General features: G+C 73.4%; 14 protein-coding genes. 4 read left to right on the top strand and 10 right to left on the bottom strand.

Annotated elements, in window-relative coordinates; genetic code table 11:
• Positions 1-11 precede the first annotated feature (11 nt).
• Entirely contained in the window at positions 12-1,826 is a 1,815-nt protein-coding gene (locus ABZX67_RS19750) for a PQQ-binding-like beta-propeller repeat protein (RefSeq protein ID WP_355361832.1), read from the bottom strand.
• Between the two features lie 265 nt (positions 1,827-2,091).
• The gene (locus ABZX67_RS19745) at positions 2,092-3,906 is read right to left on the bottom strand and encodes an ABC-F family ATP-binding cassette domain-containing protein (RefSeq protein WP_355361830.1); all 1,815 of its coding nucleotides are present in this window, start codon (positions 3,904-3,906) and stop codon (positions 2,092-2,094) included.
• A 64-nt stretch (positions 3,907-3,970) separates the two neighbouring features.
• Between ABZX67_RS19745 and ABZX67_RS19740 the strand changes: the two genes are divergently transcribed.
• On the top strand, positions 3,971-4,663 hold the full coding sequence (locus ABZX67_RS19740; RefSeq protein WP_355361828.1) for a lipoprotein: 693 nt from the start codon (positions 3,971-3,973) through the stop codon (positions 4,661-4,663).
• Between the two features lie 16 nt (positions 4,664-4,679).
• On the opposite strand, the gene ABZX67_RS19735 is transcribed toward ABZX67_RS19740, so the two are convergent.
• From ABZX67_RS19735 to rsmI, 6 genes are all read right to left on the bottom strand, one after another.
• The gene (locus ABZX67_RS19735; protein WP_355361826.1) at positions 4,680-5,582 is read right to left on the bottom strand and encodes a 4-(cytidine 5'-diphospho)-2-C-methyl-D-erythritol kinase; all 903 of its coding nucleotides are present in this window, start codon (positions 5,580-5,582) and stop codon (positions 4,680-4,682) included.
• Complete coding sequence (gene rsmA, locus ABZX67_RS19730) at positions 5,579-6,442, bottom strand: 16S rRNA (adenine(1518)-N(6)/adenine(1519)-N(6))-dimethyltransferase RsmA (RefSeq protein WP_355361824.1); 864 nt, start codon at positions 6,440-6,442, stop codon at positions 5,579-5,581. Before rsmA ends, ABZX67_RS19735 begins: the two co-directional genes overlap by 4 nt.
• Positions 6,439-7,752 (bottom strand): ubiquitin-like domain-containing protein, encoded by a 1,314-nt coding sequence (locus ABZX67_RS19725; RefSeq protein WP_355361822.1) that lies wholly within the window; start codon positions 7,750-7,752, stop codon positions 6,439-6,441. Before ABZX67_RS19725 ends, rsmA begins: the two co-directional genes overlap by 4 nt.
• A 100-nt stretch (positions 7,753-7,852) precedes the next feature.
• Positions 7,853-8,722 carry a TatD family hydrolase gene (locus ABZX67_RS19720; protein WP_355361820.1) on the bottom strand — a complete coding sequence of 290 codons (870 nt, stop codon included), beginning with the start codon at positions 8,720-8,722 and terminating at the stop codon, positions 7,853-7,855.
• Between the two features lie 36 nt (positions 8,723-8,758).
• Positions 8,759-9,214 (bottom strand): hypothetical protein, encoded by a 456-nt coding sequence (locus tag ABZX67_RS19715; RefSeq protein WP_355361818.1) that lies wholly within the window; start codon positions 9,212-9,214, stop codon positions 8,759-8,761.
• Positions 9,215-9,356: 142 nt separating this feature from the next.
• Entirely contained in the window at positions 9,357-10,259 is a 903-nt protein-coding gene (gene rsmI / locus ABZX67_RS19710; RefSeq protein WP_355361816.1) for a 16S rRNA (cytidine(1402)-2'-O)-methyltransferase, read from the bottom strand.
• Positions 10,260-10,311: 52 nt separating this feature from the next.
• Between rsmI and ABZX67_RS19705 the strand changes: the two genes are divergently transcribed.
• Together ABZX67_RS19705 and ABZX67_RS19700 are read left to right on the top strand one after the other, a co-directional pair.
• Complete coding sequence (locus ABZX67_RS19705; protein ID WP_355361814.1) at positions 10,312-12,051, top strand: phospholipid carrier-dependent glycosyltransferase; 1,740 nt, start codon at positions 10,312-10,314, stop codon at positions 12,049-12,051.
• A gap of 97 nt (positions 12,052-12,148) precedes the next feature.
• Positions 12,149-13,813, top strand: coding sequence for a penicillin-binding transpeptidase domain-containing protein (locus ABZX67_RS19700; RefSeq protein ID WP_355361812.1), 1,665 nt, complete (start codon positions 12,149-12,151; stop codon positions 13,811-13,813).
• An 80-nt stretch (positions 13,814-13,893) separates the two neighbouring features.
• Here ABZX67_RS19700 and ABZX67_RS19695 read toward each other — a convergent pair whose 3' ends face one another.
• Positions 13,894-14,907 carry an alpha/beta hydrolase gene (locus tag ABZX67_RS19695; RefSeq protein ID WP_355361810.1) on the bottom strand — a complete coding sequence of 338 codons (1,014 nt, stop codon included), beginning with the start codon at positions 14,905-14,907 and terminating at the stop codon, positions 13,894-13,896.
• A gap of 121 nt (positions 14,908-15,028) precedes the next feature.
• Between ABZX67_RS19695 and ABZX67_RS19690 the strand changes: the two genes are divergently transcribed.
• Positions 15,029-16,012: a LysR family transcriptional regulator gene (locus ABZX67_RS19690; protein ID WP_355361808.1), complete on the top strand. Its 984-nt coding sequence runs from the start codon at positions 15,029-15,031 to the stop codon at positions 16,010-16,012.
• On the opposite strand, the gene ABZX67_RS19685 is transcribed toward ABZX67_RS19690, so the two are convergent.
• Entirely contained in the window at positions 15,943-17,511 is a 1,569-nt protein-coding gene (locus ABZX67_RS19685; RefSeq protein WP_355361806.1) for a histidine kinase, read from the bottom strand. The two genes, ABZX67_RS19690 and ABZX67_RS19685, sit on opposite strands and share 70 nt — an antisense overlap.
• Positions 17,512-17,596: the final 85 nt, after the last annotated feature.

The following is a 17,596-nucleotide window of genomic DNA, read 5'->3' as shown; positions in this document are numbered from 1 at the left end:
CTGGCGGTTCGTCACTTGGAGAAGGCCATCATCGTCTTGGTCTGCTTCTCCTGCTCGTCGTTGCTCGCGCTCACGCGACCGCTGACGATGAAGAACCGGCCGTCGGCGTAGGCGTACTTCGCGTCGAAGAACGTCCTTTCGATCTGGGCCGTCGACTGCGGGTGCTGGAGCAGCACCGTGGGGCTGCCGCCGGTCGGCGCGAGCGTGGCGACCGCTCCGCCCCGGTCCCAGGAGCCCTCCATGTAGAGCAGCACGTTGGCGCCCTCCATGCGCAGCGGCGTCATGGTCTTCTTCGGGCCCGCCGAGGCGCGCCACTTGGGCTTGCCGGTGTCGAGGTTGAACGCCACCACCTCATTGGTGCCGTCGGTCACCGACGTGGGGGCGGTCGCCATGTAGAAGGTGGTGGCGTCGGCGGCGACGCCGATGCAGCCCTCCAGGTTCTGGCCGAAGACGATGAAGCTGCCGCCGCAGTTGGCCTCGAACTTGTCCTTGCCGCCGTCGAGCGTGGAGCGGAGCTTGCCGGTGTCCGTCAGCGCGAAGACGGACCACTTCTTCTCCTTGCGCTGGGTCGCCGAGACGACCAGCGGGCTGACGGAGTAGACCTTGTCGACCTCCCAGTTGGGCGCCAGCTTGTACGACCACTTGGGCTTGCCCGTCGCCGGGTCGACCTCGCTGATCTCGTGCTGCTGCTTCTCGTAGTCGCCGGTGGGGCAGCTGGAGGCGGCGATGAGCTTGGGTCCGCCGGCGAAGGCGTACGGCTGGCAGCCGCCGGACCGCTTGCCGAAGAGCTGCTTGCCGTCGGCGAGGGAGTAGCCGTAGGAGTTGTTGGTGCCGGCGGCGGTCACGGTGGTGCCGCTGATGGCGAGCGTGACGTCGGAGAGCGCGCTGAAGCCGGTGCCCTTGGCGATGGTCTGCTTCCAGCCCGCCTTGCCGGTCTTGAGGTCGATCTGCTGGAGCTGGAGGCAGTCGGCGCGGTCGCCGGTGCCGTCCTTGACGCCGATGACGATGGTGCCGTTGGCGGCGGGCGCGACGGGGGCGGCGCACACCTCGGTGGTGAACGGCACCTCCCACTTCTTCTTGCCGTCGGCGACCGAGTAGCCGCTGATGCTCTTGTACATGGCCTTGACGAGGGTGTCGCCGACGACCCAGGGGCCGTGCACGTCCGCGCCGTTGCGCGGGAGGTCGACGTCGTTGGTGCCGAGCCACGCGACCTTGGCCTCGCCGTCCTTGCGCCCGGCGTTGAGGTCGTCCCCGGCGCCGCGGCCGTCGCCGTTGCCGTCGCCCTGGTCGACGTCACCGGAGCCGGTGGGGTCGGGCGCGGCGCTGGAGCCCTTGGCGTCGGGCTTCTTCGGGTCGGTGTCGTCGCCGCTCACGGCGAACCAGGTGCCGCCGCCGATGACGAGGAGGGCGGCCACGGCGGCGCCGATGATGACGCCGGGCTTGCCCTTGAAGGGGTTGCGGCCGCCACCGGCGGGCGCCGGGGCCGGCGCACCGGGGTACTGCGGCTGTCCGGGGTAGCCGCCGTAGGGGCCGGGCTGCGGCTGGCCGTACGGGCCCGGCTGCTGGCCGTAGGGGCCGGGCTGGGGGGCGTACGGGCCCGGCTGCTGGGGGTAGCCGTAACCGGGCTGGACCCCCTGCGGCGGGGCGGACGGCGCCTGCGGCGGCGGGCCCGCCGGCGGCTGCGACGGCGGCATGGGCGGCTGGGCCGGGGGCATGGGCGGCTGGGCCGGCGGCTGTCCCGGGGGCTGGGGGAATCCTTGCTGCGGGTCCTGCGGAGACCCGAAGCCGCCCCCCTGCGGCGGTTGCTGGCTGGGCGGCTGAGTCATCAGCGCTTCCCCCTTCGTGCGGTCCGGTGACCGACCGGCCTCCCCCGCGATTCCGGGGCGCACGTACGCGCACGCGTACCACCGGAATGGAGCGAATCGGACACGGATTCCGCAGTGTTACGTGAGTCGAGCGGGGTTTCTTTCTATCACTCGGGTACGACGCGAAAGGGGCCGGTCCGCCCCTGTTCCCAAGGGAGGACCGGCCCGTGATGCCCTCGTTATCCGCTCTCCACGCCTTCGTCACGCCCCTTTGAGGGTCGGAGGGTCAGGCGTCGTCGGCGAGTTCCAGCCAGCGCATCTCCAAGTCCTCGCGCTGCGCGGCCAGTTCCCTCAGCTCCGCGTCCAGCTTCGCCACCTTCTCGAAGTCCGTGGCGTTTTCGGCGATCTGGGTGTGGAGCTTGCTCTCCTTCTCGGAGACCTTGTCGAGCTGGCGCTCGATCTTCTGCAGCTCCTTCTTGGCGGCGCGGGAGTCGCCCGCGGACTTCTCCTTCGCGGGCGCGGACGCGGACGCCGACGCGGCGGCCGGTGCCGGGGCGGCCGTGTCGATCATCCTCTGGCGCCGCTCCAGGTACTCGTCGATGCCGCGCGGCAGCATGCGCAGCGTGGCGTCGCCGAGGAGCGCGAACGTCTTGTCCGTCGTGCGCTCGATGAAGAACCGGTCGTGGGAGATGACGACCATCGAGCCGGGCCAGCCGTCGAGGAGGTCCTCCAGCTGCGTGAGGGTCTCGATGTCGAGGTCGTTGGTGGGCTCGTCGAGGAAGAGGACGTTCGGCTCGTCCATCAGCAGGCGCAGCAGCTGGAGGCGGCGGCGCTCACCGCCGGAGAGGTCGCCGACGGGCGTCCACTGCTTCTCCTTGGTGAAGCCGAACTGCTCGCACAGCTGCCCCGCCGTCATCTCGCGGCCCTTGCCGAGGTCGACGCGGTCGCGCACCTGCTGGACGGCCTCCAGCACGCGCAGCGTCGGCGGCAGTTCGGCGACGTCCTGCGACAGGTACGCCAGGCGTACCGTCTTGCCGACGACGATCCGCCCGCCGGCCGGCTGCTTCTCGCCCTGGGTGACGGCGGCCTCGGCGAGGGCGCGCAGCAGCGAGGTCTTGCCGGCGCCGTTGACGCCGACCAGGCCGATGCGGTCGCCGGGGCCGAGCTGCCAGGTCAGGTGCTTGAGCAGCATCTTGGGGCCGGCGGTGACGGTCACGTCCTCCAGGTCGAAGACGGTCTTGCCGAGCCGGGCGTTGGCGAACTTCATCAGCTCGCTCGTGTCGCGCGGCGGCGGTACGTCCGCGATGAGCGCGTTCGCCGCCTCGATGCGGAACCGCGGCTTCGACGTGCGCGCCGGGGCGCCGCGCCGCAGCCAGGCCAGCTCCTTGCGCATCAGGTTCTGCCGCTTGACCTCCTCGGTGGCGGCGATGCGCTCGCGCTCGGCGCGCGCGAAGACGTAGTCGGAGTAGCCGCCCTCGTACTCGTGCACCGCGCCGCGCTGGACGTCCCACATGCGCGTGCAGACCTGGTCGAGGAACCACCGGTCGTGCGTGACGCAGACGAGCGCGGAGCGCCGGGCCCGCAGGTGCTGGGCGAGCCAGGCGATGCCCTCGACGTCGAGGTGGTTGGTGGGCTCGTCGAGGACGATCAGGTCCTGCTCGGCGATGAGCAGCTTGGCGAGCGCGATGCGGCGCCGCTCGCCGCCGGAGAGCGGCCCGATGACGGTGTCGAGGCCCTGCGGGAAGCCGGGCAGGTCGAGCCCGCCGAACAGCCCGGTGAGCACGTCGCGGATCTTGGCGTTGCCGGCCCACTCGTGGTCGGCGAGGTCGCCGATGACCTCGTGCCGGACGGTGGCGGCGGGGTCGAGCGAGTCGTGCTGCGTGAGGACCCCGAGGCGGAGCCCGCCGCTGTGCGTGACGCGGCCGGTGTCGGCCTCCTCCAGCTTGGCGATCATCCGGATGAGGGTGGTCTTGCCGTCCCCGTTGCGCCCGACGACGCCGATCCGGTCCCCCTCGGAGACGCCGAGGGACACACCGTCCAGCAGGGCACGGGTGCCGTACACCTTGCTGACTGCCTCGACATTGACGAGGTTGACTGCCATGTCACTCCTGCTACGGGGGGATGGGCCGACCTACCAGGGTAGCCGCCGCGGACGGTGCGGTAGCGTGCGCGTTCGTTCGAACGGACTCTGGGTGGGGATCTTCATGGGGCGGTACGTGGTGCGGGGCGCGGTTCCGGCGGTCGTGGTGGCGGGGCTGCTGCTGAGCGGGTGTTCGTCGGATTCGGAGAAGCCGGAGAAGTCGGCCGGGAAGAAGGCGCAGGCGTCCGCGTCCGCTTCGGCGTCGCCGTCGAAGGCCGCTTCCGCCGACGCCGCCGTGAAGGGCGCGACCCTCGGCGGCGCGGGGTCGCCGTGCGCGCTGCCCGTGTCGCTCGACACCGCGAAGGACTGGACGGCCGAGAAGGTCGACATCTCCAACCCCGACTTTGTACTGAAGCAGGGCTCGGTCACGCTCGTGTGCGAGGTGGACGCCAAGCCCGCCGGGCACATCGGTTTCCTCCGCGTCTGGACCGGCACCGGGAAGGGCGGCTCCCCGCGCCAGGCGCTGGAGGCGTTCGTGACCGCCGACAAGGGCGCGAGCGAGGCGCGGTACACCGAGACGAAGGCGGGCGCCCTGCCGGCGACGGAGGTCACGTACACCAGCGGTCCCCTCGACGAGGCGAAGCCCGAGCGCGCGTTCGCGGTGACGACCCCGAGCGGCCCGGTGGTCGTGCACCTGGGCGGCATGGACGCCGAGGAGCACGAGGCGATGCTGCCGGCGTACGAGCTGGCGAAGAAGTCGGTCGCCCTGGCCGGCTGACCGGCAGCGTCAGGGCCTAGGGGGTGTGCACCACCGTCGCTCCCGGCGCCGGCGACGTCGCCACCCGGGCCGTGCGGCAGGTGCCGGAGGCCAGGAGGGCGTCGGCGACGGCGGCCGCCGCGTCGGCGTCCTTCACCAGGAAGGCGGTCGTCGGGCCGGAGCCGGAGACCAGGCCCGCCAGGGCGCCCGCGTCCGTGCCCGCCGCGAGGGTGGCGGCGAGGGAGGGGCGCAGGGAGAGCGCGGCGGGCTGGAGGTCGTTGGCGAGGGCGCCCGCGAGGGCGGTGGCGTCGCCGGTGCGCAGGGCGTCGAGCAGCGCGGGGGAGGCGGCCGGGGCGGGGATGTCCGTTCCGGCGGTGAGGCGGTCGAACTCGCCGTAGACGGCGGGCGTCGACAGGCCGCCGTCCGCGACGGCGAACACCCAGTGGAAGGCGCCCCCGACCTCCAGCGGTGCGAGCCGCTCGCCGCGTCCGGTGCCGAGCGCGGCGCCGCCGATGAGCGAGAACGGCACGTCGCTGCCGAGCTCGGCGCAGATGTCGAGCAGCTCCTCGCGGGAAGCCTCCGTACCCCACAGCGCGTCGCAGGCGAGGAGCGCGCCCGCGCCGTCGGCGCTGCCGCCCGCCATGCCGCCGGCGACGGGGATGTCCTTGGCGATGTGGAGGTGGACGTTCGCGGGGATGCCCCGGCGCGCGGCGAGGGCCAGCGCGGCGCGGGCGGCCAGGTTGGTCGCGTCCAGCGGCACCTGGTCGGCATCGGGACCCGAGCAGGTGATCCGCAGCTCGTCGGCGGGGGTCGCGGTCACCTCGTCGTACAGGGAGACGGCGAGGAAGACGTTGGCCAGGTCGTGGAAGCCGTCGGGCCGTGCGGCGCCGACCGCCAGCTGGACGTTGACCTTGGCGGGTACGCGTACGGTGATGCTCACGCTGACTTGGCCTCCGCGATGCGGGCGAACTCTTCCACGGTGAGGGCCTCGCCGCGGGCCTGCGGCGAGATCCCGGCGGCCACCAGCGCGGCCTCGGCGGCGGCGGGCGACCCGGCCCAGCCGGCGAGCGCGGCTCGCAGGGTCTTGCGGCGCTGCGCGAAGGCCGCGTCGACGACCGCGAAGACCTCCTCCTTGGTGGCGGTGGTCCGCACCGGCTCGGTGCGGCGGACGAGCGAGACGAGGCCCGAGTCGACGTTCGGCGCGGGCCAGAAGACGTTGCGCCCGATGGCGCCGGCGCGCTTGACCTCGGCGTACCAGTTGGCCTTGACCGACGGCACGCCGTACACCTTGTTGCCGGGGCGCGCGGCGAGCCGGTCGGCGACCTCCGCCTGGACCATGACCAGGGTCCGGTCGATGCTCGGGAAGCGGTCGAGCATGTGCAGCAGGACGGGCACGGCGACGTTGTAGGGCAGGTTCGCGACGAGCGCGGTCGGCGCCGGTCCCGGGAGCTCCTGGACGTGCATCGCGTCGGAGTGGACGAGCGTGAAGCGGTCCTTCCTCGCGGGCATGCGGGCGGCGACGGTCGACGGCAGGGCGGCCGCCAGTACGTCGTCGATCTCGACGGCGACGACCCGGTCGGCCGCCTCCAGCAGCGCCAGCGTCAGCGAGCCGAGGCCCGGTCCGACCTCCACGACGACGTCCTCGGGCCGCACCTCCGCCGTCCGGACGATCCGGCGGACCGTGTTGGCGTCGATGACGAAGTTCTGGCCGCGCTGCTTGGTGGGGCGTACGCCCAGCGCGGCGGCCAGTTCGCGGATGTCGGCGGGGCCGAGGAGGGCGTCGGGATCAGTGGTGCTCACCGATACAGCCTACGGCCGCAGTGCGGCCACGGACTCGACCCCTGCTGCACGTAGAGCTTCTTCGCCCGGTATGTCTGTTCCGCGGCGGGGGCGTCCTGCGGGACGCCCCGGCCGCCGAGCCGCTGCCAGGTGCCGGGGTCGAACTGGTACAGCCCGCCGTACGTCCCGGACGCGTCGACGGCGTCGGGTCGGCCGCCGGACTCGCACTGGGCGAGGGCGTCCCAGTCGAGGTGGTCGGCTCCGGCGACGGAGGTCGGCATCGGCTTCGTACCGACCAGCACCCGCTGCGTGACCGGCTCCCGTACGACCTCGTCGGCGATCTTGCGGGGCTGCTGGCGTACGCCGTTGACCGTGCGGACGGCGTACGTCACGCGGCGCGCGCCCGTGCGGCCCTGCCGCTCCACCACCTCGGTGCCCACGTGGAGGGAGGGGTCGCGGATCCTTTCCACGGCGTACGGAATGGCCTGCTCGCGCACCTCCTGGAGGCCGGTGATCCGCAGGATGGTGATCGTCTGCCCGTCGCGCGGGAAGCTGCCGGGCGGGACGGAGGTGGTGTCCTCGCCGCTGAGGGTGATGCCCGCCTGCTCGACCGCCTCACGGACGGTTGCGGCGTTGGTGCGGATGGTGCGTTCGCGGCCGTCGGCGAGGAACGTCACCGTCCGTTCCGTCCGGACGTCGAGGGTCAGGCCGCGGCGGGGGATCGGGGTGGTGCGCGGGACGGACAGGTAGGCGCCCTCCGCGCGCACCCCGAATCCGCGCAGCGCCTCGTCGACCGTGCGGGCGGTCGTCCAGACGCGGCGGCGCTGCCCGTCGAGGGTGAGGGTGACGGGGCGGCCGTACCGGACGACCACCTCGTCGCCGTTGCCGAGCTCGGTGCCCGGCGCGGGCGCGACGACGTCGTGCGGGCCGACGGGCAGGCCCTCGTCGGCGAGGAGCTCGGAGACGTCGTCGGCGAAGGTGTGCATGGTGCGGGGTACGCCGTCGACGGAGAGGCGTACGGCCTTGTCGCCGGCGACGAAGGCGCTGGTGCCGCCGGCGAGGAACGCCACGACGAGGGCCTGCGGGAGGAGGCGCCCGAGGCCGTCGGGCGCGCCGCCGCCCCGCCCCGCCCGCCGCCGCGTCCGTGCCCGGCGGGCCGCCGCGCGGCCACCGCCGGGGGCGGGGGCCTGCGGATACGCCGCCGCGAGGGTGGGGGCCTCCGGGTCGACCGCGGCTGCCTGGCGCGGCACGCCGGGGTGGGCGGGCGCGGGCCGGAGGACCGGGGCCGGACCCGTAGGGGCGGGCTCGAAGGGCGCACGGAATCCGTTCACGAGGCCGGGACCCTAGCGGAGCCTCCGTCACTCTCCAAAGCGGCTCGACTACGCAGGGTCGTACCGTTACCCTGCGCCCGGACCCCGCGGTCGTGATCCGTCAGTAATCAAAGGCGCGTGCCGTGTTGACGCCGATCGCCGTCGACATGGCCTCCTCGTCGATGCCCTTCACGGCCGCCATCGCGCGGACCGTGATCGGAACGAGATACGGCGCGTTGGGCCGTCCGCGGTACGGCGCGGGCGTCAGGAAGGGCGCGTCCGTCTCCACCAGGACGAGGTCCAGCGGGGCGACGGCGAGGGCGTCGCGCAGCGGCTGGGCGTTCTTGAAGGTGACGTTCCCGGCGAAGGACATGTAGTACCCGGCTTCGGCGCAGGTGCGGGCCATGTCGGCGTCGCCGGAGTAGCAGTGGAAGACCGTCCGCTCGGGGGCGCCCTCCTCGGCGAGGATGCGCAGCACGTCGGCGTGGGCCTCGCGGTCGTGGATGACGAGCGCCTTGCGGTGCCGCTTGGCGATCTCGATGTGGGCGCGGAAGGAGCGCTCCTGCGCGGCCATGCCCTCGGGGCCGGTGCGGAAGTAGTCGAGGCCGGTCTCGCCGACGGCCTTGACCTCGGGGAGGGCGGCGAGCCGGTCGATCTCGGCGAGCGCGTCGTCGAGCGCAGCGTCCCCGCCGCCCTCGCGCGCCCCCTGCCGCGACCACCCGTCGGGGTCGCCCAGCACGATCCGCGGGGCCTCGTTGGGGTGCAGGGCGACCGCCGCCCAGACGGTGTCGTACGCGGCGGCCGTCTCCGCCGCCCAGCGGGATCCCTTGAGGTCGCAGCCCACCTGGATCACGGTCTCGACCCCGACGGCGGCGGCCTTGGTGAGGGCCTCCTCCACGGTGCCGGACTGCATGTCGAGGTGGGTGTGGGAATCGGCGACCGGCACCCCGAGGGGCTCGGGCAGCGGCGGCGGGGCGTCCTTCGAACTCATGCCCCGATCGTACGAGCAGCCCTGTGGCCCCCGGGACTACTTACGGTGCCAGTGGCGCAGGAGGTCGCCGAGGTGCCAGTGGTGCGGTTCGCGCCGCGTCTGCTCCTCCGGGCCGCGCTCGGTCTTCGGCTCCTCGGTCTTCTGGCCCGTGGGCCCGGCCGCCGAGATCGGCTCCGCCTCCTGCCCGGTCGCCTTCTTCCTCTCCGTCGTCTTCTCCGTCGTCTCGTACGCCTGCGCCATCAGGTCCAGCACGGACGACACCCGGCCGGACCGCATGATGCGGACCCGGTGGGACTCGCAGTTGGGGCACGTGGGGTTGGAGAGCGGCGAGGGGACCCGGCGCCCCTCGGCCTTGTAGACCACGAACTCGTGTCCGCGCGCGTCCGTGTAGTGCTCGATGTCGTAGGCCTCCTCCCAGCCGTATCCGCACTTCATGCAGGCGAAGGAGTAGGCCTCGTGGGCGACTGGAGGAGTGCTGGTGGTCTCGCTCATGCTGGCTCCTTTCCACTGCTGCCAGTGGACGCCTTTACCGGCGGGAGCGCATCGCCGCATGCCGGAAATTGGTCCGGCTTTGGGGCATCCCATGCCGAAAGGCCTGCCGAGCGGTCGGGGCTTTGCTTTTTACGATAGTCCTTTACTCTCCCGCGGGCTCCGCCGAGCTTCCCCGTGGCGCGTTCTTTGCCGCCACGACGGCATCGAACACCTCCCGCTTGGGCAGGCCCGCCTCCGCGGCGACCGCCGCGATGGCCTCTTTCCGCCGCTCCCCCGCCTCCTCGCGCAGCCGCACCCGGCGCACGAGCTCGTCCGCGTCGAGGTCGCCGGGCGCGGGCTCCGGGGCGCCCTCCACGACGATCGTGATCTCGCCGCGTACGCCGTCGGCCGCCCACGCCGCGAGCGCGCCGAGGCCGCCCCGCTTGACCTCCTCGTACGTCTTGGTCAGCTCGCGGCAGACGGCGGCGCGCCGCTCGCGGCCGAAGACCTCGGCCATCGCGGCGAGCGTGTCGTCGAGGCGGTGCGGGGCCTCGAAGTAGACGAGGGTGCGCCGCTCGGCGGCGACCTCGCGCAGCCGGCCGAGCCGCTCGCCGGCCTTGCGCGGCAGGAACCCCTCGAAGCAGAAGCGGTCCACGGGCAGCCCGGACAGCGCGAGCGCCGTCAGCACGGCGGACGGGCCCGGCACGGCGGTCACCCGGATGTCCCGCTCGACCGCGGCGGCGACCAGCCGGTAGCCGGGGTCGGAGACGGACGGCATGCCCGCGTCGGTGACCAGCAGCACGCGCGACCCGCCCGCGAGCGCCTCGACCAGCTCGGGGGTACGGGCGGACTCGTTGCCCTCGAAGTACGACACGACCCGCCCGCGCGTGTGCACGCCGAGCGCCTGCGTCAGCCGCCGCAGCCGCCGGGTGTCCTCCGCGGCGATGATGTCGGCGCTCTCCAACTCCGTGGCCAGCCGCGGCGGGGCGTCCGCCACGTCACCGATCGGGGTCCCCGCGAGGACGAGCGTTCCGGTTACCGTTCCCGTTCCTGTCACAGGTGCCATCCTCGCAGCCCGGAGAGGCGACGCGCACAGGCGCGTTCCCTACGATGGCGCGGTGACCAGTACTGCTCAGAAGGCCCTGCGCGGACAGGGCGCCGACGGCATCGGGAGTCAGCCCTCCTGGCAACGGCGCCTGCGCCGCTTCGGCTACGCCCCGCGGCCGGTGCCCGGCCTGCGGGAGCGGCTGGTTCCCCCGTACACGCGCCCCTCGGGCCGGATGTGGACGGTCCTCGGGGTGCCGCCCACGGCGGCGGACGTGCTGGTGCGCCTGACGGCGTGGGGCGGGCCGCTGCTGGTGGCGCTCGTGGCGGGGGTGCTGCGGTTCTGGAAGCTGGGCGAGCCGCACGCGGTGATATTCGACGAGACGTACTACGCCAAGGACGCCTGGGCGCTGATCAACCAGGGGTACGAAGGGGCCTGGCCGAAGGACGTCGACAAGTCGATCCTGGCGAACCCGGACGCGGTGACCGTGCCGACGGAACCGGGCTACGTGGTGCACCCGCCGGTCGGCAAGTGGGTCATCGGGCTCGGCGAGTGGATCTTCGACTTCACTCCGTTCGGCTGGCGCTTCATGGTGGCGCTGCTCGGCACGCTGTCGGTGCTGATGCTGTGCCGCATCGGGCGGCGGCTGCTGCGGTCGACGTTCCTCGGGTGCCTGGCGGGCGCGCTGCTCGCGGTGGACGGGCTGCACTTCGTCATGAGCCGGGCGGCGCTGCTCGACCTGGTGGTGATGTTCTTCGTGCTGGCGGCCTTCGGCTGCCTGCTGGTCGACCGGGACCGGGCGCGGGCCCGGCTGGCGGCCGCCCTGCCGGTCGACCCGGACGGGGTGCTGCGGCCGGACGTGCGGATCGCGGAGACGCTGCGCCTGGGGTGGCGGCCGTGGCGGATCGGTGCCGGGGTGCTGCTGGGTCTGGCGTGCGCCACCAAGTGGAACGGCCTGTACTTCCTGGCGGCGTTCGGCGTGATGACGGTCCTGTGGGACGTGGCCGCGCGCCGCACGGCGGGTGCCTTCCGCCCGTACGTGGCGGTGCTGACGCGCGACCTGCTGCCCGCGTTCGTCTCGACGGTGCCGGTCGCGGTCGTGACGTACATCGCCTCCTGGTCGGGCTGGATCTTCACGGGCAAGGGGTACTTCCGGGACTGGGCCGCGAAGGACGGCAAGGACAGCATGTGGTCCTGGCTGTTCCCCGACTGGTGGCGCAGCCTGTGGCACTACGAGACCCAGGTCTACGACTTCCACATCCAGCTGACCTCGGGGCACACGTACCAGTCGAACCCGTGGAGCTGGATGGTGCTGGGCCGGCCCGTCTCGTACTTCTACGAGGACCAGGCCCCGGGCACCGGCGGCTGCCCGGCGGACGCCACGGAGAAGTGCGCGCGCGAGGTGCTGGCGATCGGTACGCCGCTGCTGTGGTGGGCGGCGTGCTTCGCGGTGCTGTACGTCCTGTGGCGCTGGTTCTTCCGCCGCGACTGGCGCGCGGGCGCGATCGCCTGCGCCTTCGCGGCCGGATGGGTGCCGTGGCTGCACTACGAGCACCGCACGATCTTCCTCTTCTACGCCGTGGTGTTCGTCCCCTACCTGTGCCTGGCGGTGGCGATGATGGCCGGCGCCATGCTGGGCCCGCCGGGCCACGACGGCTCGGCGGAGCGGCGGCGCACGCTGGGGGCCGTGGGGGTGGGCGTACTGATGCTGCTGATCGTGTGGAACTTCATCTACTTCTGGCCGCTGTACACGGGGCAGGCGATCCCGATGGACGAGTGGCGGGACCGGATGTGGCTGGATACGTGGGTGTGAGCCGGGGGCCTGACGTTCCGTTCGGATAACAACCGGCCCCGCTGTCAGTACCGTCCCGTAGGGTTACTGCCGTTTACGGGCGGAGGGGGCTGCACGGATGCGCAGCGGAGCGAAAGTGGCCATCGTCGGCGGTGTGTTCGCCGTGGTGGCAGGGGGCGTGGGGTACGGCGGTTACCACCTCTGGAACGGGGTGACGGGGACGACCGCCGCGCCGTCGACGAAGGCCGCGCCCGGGGTGCGGAAGGCCGGGAGCGGGCCGGTCACCGCCGACGAGGTGGAGCGGACGGCGAAGGACTTCCTCGCGGCGTGGGCCGAGGGGGACGCGGACACGGCGGGCGGACTGACCAACGCCGCCGGCACCGCGGGCCCGGCCGTGCGGGACTTCCGCGAGAAGGCCCACGTCTCCAAGGCCGTCATCACGCCGGGCAAGGCGGTGGGGCCGAAGGTGCCGTTCACGGTCGACGCGACGGTGACGTACGAAGGCGTCTCCACGCGCTGGACGTACGCCTCCGAGCTGACCGTGGTGCGGGGCGTCACGACGGGCATGCCGCTGGTCGACTGGCAGCCGGCGGTCATCCACCCGAAGCTCACCAAGGACGCGGCCCTGCGGACGGGCGAGGCGCCCGACCCGCCGGTGAAGGCGGTCGACCACCAGGGCCGCGAGCTGACGAAGGAGAAGTACCCGTCGCTCGGTCAGGTCCTGGACCAGCTGCGGGAGAAGTACGGCTCCGAGACGGGCGGCAAGCCGGGCGTGGAGACGTGGATCGAGCCGGCGGGCGAGGGCGCGGGTGAGGGCGCGGCGAGGGAGACGCTGCTGACGCTCGCCAAGGGCGAGCCGGGCAAGCTGCAGACCACCCTGGACGCGGACGTGCAGGCCGCCGCCGAGCAGGCGGTGGGGCGGTACGGCGAATCGTCGGTGGTGGCGATCAAGCCGAGCACCGGTGAGATACGGGCGGTCGCCAACAACCGCAAGGACGGCTTCAACGCCGCGTTCCTCGGCCTCCAGGCGCCCGGCTCCACGATGAAGATCGTGACGGCGGCGATGATGCTGGACCAGGGCGTGGTCTCCGGACCGGGCGACCGCGTCGAGTGCCCCGCGACCGTCACGTGGGACGGGCGCCCCTTCCACAACCTCGACGGCTTCGCCATCCAGGGCGGCACCTTCCGGGACAGCTTCCGCCGCTCCTGCAACACCGCCTTCATCAAGGCCGTCAAGCCGCTGAACGACAAGGGCGTCGCCGGTACGGCGCTGGGCGCCACGGCCCGCACGTACTTCGGCATCGGGCAGGAGTGGAACACCGGCGTCCGCTCCCTCGACGGCAGCGTGCCGCAGTCGGCCGGGGCCGAGACCGCGGCCTCGTACATCGGCCAGGGCAAGATAACGATGAACGCCCTCAACGTCGCGTCGATCGCCGCGACCGCGAAGAACGGCTCCTTCAAGCAGCCGGTCATCGTCCCGCGCACCCTGCTCGACCGCGCGCCGGCCACCGCCCGGCCGCTTCCCGGCCCCATCGCGAGCGCCCTGCGCGACATGATGCACGCCACGGCGACCAACGGGACCGGAGCGCGGGCGATGTCCGGGCTCGGCACGAACGACAAGGGCGCCAAGACCGGCTCGGCGGAGGTGGACAACCAGGGCTCCTCCAACAGCTGGTTCACCGGGTACGCCGACGACCTCGCGGCCGCGGCGGTCGTCGAGTCCGGCGGCCACGGCGGCGACGCGGCGGGGCCGCTGGTCGCGTCGGTGCTGAAGGCGCGGTAGGGGGCGGCGGCGTGATGCCGCTGGTCGCGGCCGCGGTGCCGACCGCCGTGGTCAGGCTGCCCGAGGGCGGCTGCCCATGGTCATGGCGCTCCCGTCCGTGCCTCCGTCCCTCCTTCCACCAGTGCTTCCTGCATCCGGTCCGCGAGCAGGGGCAGCCAGTCCGGCCGCGCGTTTCCCAGCAGATGGTCACCGTGCGGAACGGACAGGTACGTCCCGTGCTGCGCCAGGCGGGCCAGGGGTTCCCCGTTCGTCACACCCGGGATGACATCCCGGCCTCCGTCCACGACCAGCAGCGGTGCTGCGATGCGGGGTGCCAGGGCGGCCAGGTCCACGTGGCGGGCGAAGTCGCGGGCCGCCTCGGTTCCGCCGCCGCGAAGGGCCAGGACGTCCCGTACGGGCGGGGGCAGTTCGTCCCAGTCCAGGCGGAAGGGGCCGCTGACGGTCGCGACAGCCGCCACGCGCCGCTCCAGCGCGGCGGTCCGGGCCGCGTAGTAGCCGCCCAGGCTGAGGCCGACGAGCCCGACGCGTGCGACGCCGAGGGCGTCGACGACCCGGGCGACGACCCGGTCGTAGTCCCACCGGACGGTCGTCGTGGCCGCGAGCGCGCCCTGCCCGGGGCCGTCCATCGCGAAGACCGCCAGCCCCCTGGCCAGCAGCGCGGACACCAGATCGAGGAACTCCTCCTTGGCCGAGTCCAGGCCCGGTACGACGACCACGGTGCCGGGCCCGTCGGCGGGACCGCGTAGCCAGCCGGTGAACCCTTCGCCGGTCACGCGCCGGGCGTCGGGCTCCAGCAGCGCCAGTCCTCGGCCCAGGGCGGCATCGGCCTCGGCCGCGGCGCGATGCGCCTCGCCGTACGGCGCCAGCGTGGCGACGTGGAACCACCGGGCCGCCGTCAGAAGGTACTCGCCCGCCGACGAGGAGGACCGCGCGTTCGCCGCACGCCGGACGTAGCGGTGTCCGGTGCGTACGAAGGACGGGCCCCAGTCCGCGACGGCTTCCAGAGCCCCGGTGACACGCCGGTACTCGTGGGGGTCGAGACCCGCGCCGGTGGCGCGGGTCCACTGGGCGGCGACGAACTCGGCGACCTTCATCGAGGCGCTCCCGTGGGGATCAGTCTCTGCATGGCTCCCAGGCAACCTCCGCGGGCGGCCGCCGATCCAACAACGGACGGTGGAGAACGACAACCATCGGTTGTCACCTATGGTGAGCGCTGTGGATCTGGACATGGCGCAGGTGCGGGCCTTCGTACTCGCCGCCCAGGAGCTCCACTTCGGGCGGGCGGCCGGGCTGCTGTCCCTCTCCCAGCAGGCGCTGTCCAAGCGGATCGCACGTCTCGAAGCGCTGCTGGGCACGGAACTGTTCGAGCGCTCCGGCCACGGAGTGCGCCTCACCGACACCGGGCACCGCTTCCTCGCACCCGCCCGGCGGGCACTGGCCGCCGCCGACGACGCGGCAGCGGCAGTCGCGGAGGAGGACCGCCCGCTTCGGGTGGACGTCTGGGGCCACCTCTACGCGCCGCTGCGGACCCTGGCGCACGTCGCCCCGGAAGCGGGCGAGCTGGCGCTGGGGCACGGGCGCGACCTGCCGGCGGTGACGGCGGCCCTCCTGCACGGCGACATCGACGCGGCCTTCGGCCGGGCCCACGCGCCGCTCCCGGCCGGGCTGACGCACCGTCTCGTCCGGCTCGAACCGGTGGACGCCGTCCTGAGCGCGGACCATCAGCTCGCGGCGCGGCCGGCGCTCCGGCCGGACCACCTGCGCGACAGCGTGCTGTGGGCGCCCGGGGCCCTGGAACGGCTGGACTTCCTCTACCAGTTCGCCGACCGCTTCGGCATCCGGGAGCGGGGCGCGAGCGTCAACCTGGGACTCTCCCACTTCCTCGCCGAGGTCGCGGCGGACCCGCGCCGGTTCTCGCTGCTGCCCGCCGACGTACCGCTGCCGGAGGTCCCCGGCCTGCGCTCCGTCCCCCTCGTCGACCCCACGCCGCTGTACGCCTGGTCGCTGCTGTGGCGCACCGGCGACACACACCCGGGGCTGAGGCGCCTCGCCACCGCCTGCGCCGCTGAAGCCGGCCAAAGCCGATGGCTGGAGTACGACCCGGCCCGCGACTGGTTGCCCGAACCTCCCTACGGGCTCCCGGCATCGTCGCCATCCGCTTCGAGCGTGTCCTTGGCGACCAGCCTCCCGCCCGCGTAGCACAGCCGGTAAAGGTCTACCTCCTCCAGCAGGTTGCCGTTCGAGCGGTAGAAGTCGCAGGTGGCACCCGGGGTGTCGGGCGCGTACGGGAAGGGCCGCGCCGGGAGGAGGTGCGTCAGCTCGGCGCGCGGGGTGCCGACCCGGAGCTCCTCGTAGCGGGACGGCGGCAGGACGCTGCCCGTGAGCTGGTACGCGAGGTACACGGCGCTCGGCACGAAGACCGCTGCCGCCGCCGCGGGGGCGGCGAAGACGGCCGCGAAGCGCCAGCGGGTGATGCGGCGGATGCGGGCACGCCGCCGCACGGATTCGGGTACGGGGCCGGCGGACGGCGTGCGGTCCGGGTCAGGGGGCGCCGCCTGGGCGGAGGCGTGGTGCGGAAGGGTCGCGGCGACCTCGAAGCCGCCTTCGTACGGACCGGCTCGCAAGGTGCCACCCAGTACCGTGACCCGCTCGCGCAGCCCCGCCAGACCGTGGGTGCCGCCCACCGCGTCGTGAGGCGTCGGCCCGGCCGGCGGCTCCGCGTTGACGACCCGTACGCGCGTGGTGTCGCCGGTGTGCGCGATGGTGACGCGGACGGCGCTGCCCGGCGCGTGCTTGGTGGCATTGGTGAGGGCCTCCTGCACCACGCGGTACACGGCGCGTTCGACGAGGGGCGACCGCGCGGGCGGCGGCCCGCTGCGCTCCCACCGCACCGGGACGCCGGAGGCGACCGCACGCCCCAGGAGCTCCTCCACCGTGTCGGCCGCGCCCGCCCGCGGGTCGGACCGCAGCACGGTGACGGTCTCCCGGAGGTGGTCGACGGCGTCGGATATCGTCCGCCGGAGCTCGGCGACGTCCTCGCGGTCCCGCGGGGTGAGGGTCGGTGACAGCTCCAGCGCCCCGGCGCGCAGCGCGACCAGGCTCAGGACGTGCCCGAGCGAGTCGTGCATGTCGGCGGCGATGGCCGCGCGTTCCGTCAGGCGGGCCCGCTCGGCGGCGAGGTGCTGCCGTTCCTCCAGGCTGCGGGCCAGCTGCCAGCCGCCTTCGGCCAGCTCCCGGCGACCGCGCCAGTAGCGGCCGGCGAGCCAGGGCAGCAGGAGCACGGCGGGCAGCACGGTCATCGCGTAGAACCACCACACCGCGGGGGCCCGCAGGGCGGCGCACACGGCCAGGTCGGCCGTCAGGCAGCCGGCGAGCACCAGCAGCGGCGTGCGTGCCGTGGCGCTGCGGACACCCAGCAGGAAGCTCATGCAGGCCAGCGTCAGCGCGTAGACGTTCGCCGGGCTCGCGGTCCCGGCGAGTCCCAGCGCGCACGGGACGTCGGCCAGGAGAACGGCCATCCCGGGGCGGCGCCGGGCCAGCGGTACGGCCACGGCCAGCGCGAGCAGAGGGAGGACCAGGTCCCGGGTGGTGGACGGGGCCCGGGTGTCGCCGAACCAGAGGGCGCCGGCGGTCGCGAAGACCGCCCACAGGGCGATGTCGGCGACCGCCGGCCTCAGCGGGGCGTGAAGGCGCCGCATCGTCGGTGGGGGTTCCTCTCCTGGGGGCGCGGTGCGTGCTCTCACCGGGCCGACGCTACGTCACCCGTACGACACCGGTACCGGT

The sequence above is a fragment of the Streptomyces sp. NPDC003036 genome (assembly GCF_040611175.1).
Lineage (GTDB): Bacteria > Actinomycetota > Actinomycetes > Streptomycetales > Streptomycetaceae > Streptomyces.
The sequence above is the reverse complement of the archived record's forward strand: the minus strand, read 5'-3'. Positions and strand labels throughout refer to the sequence as shown.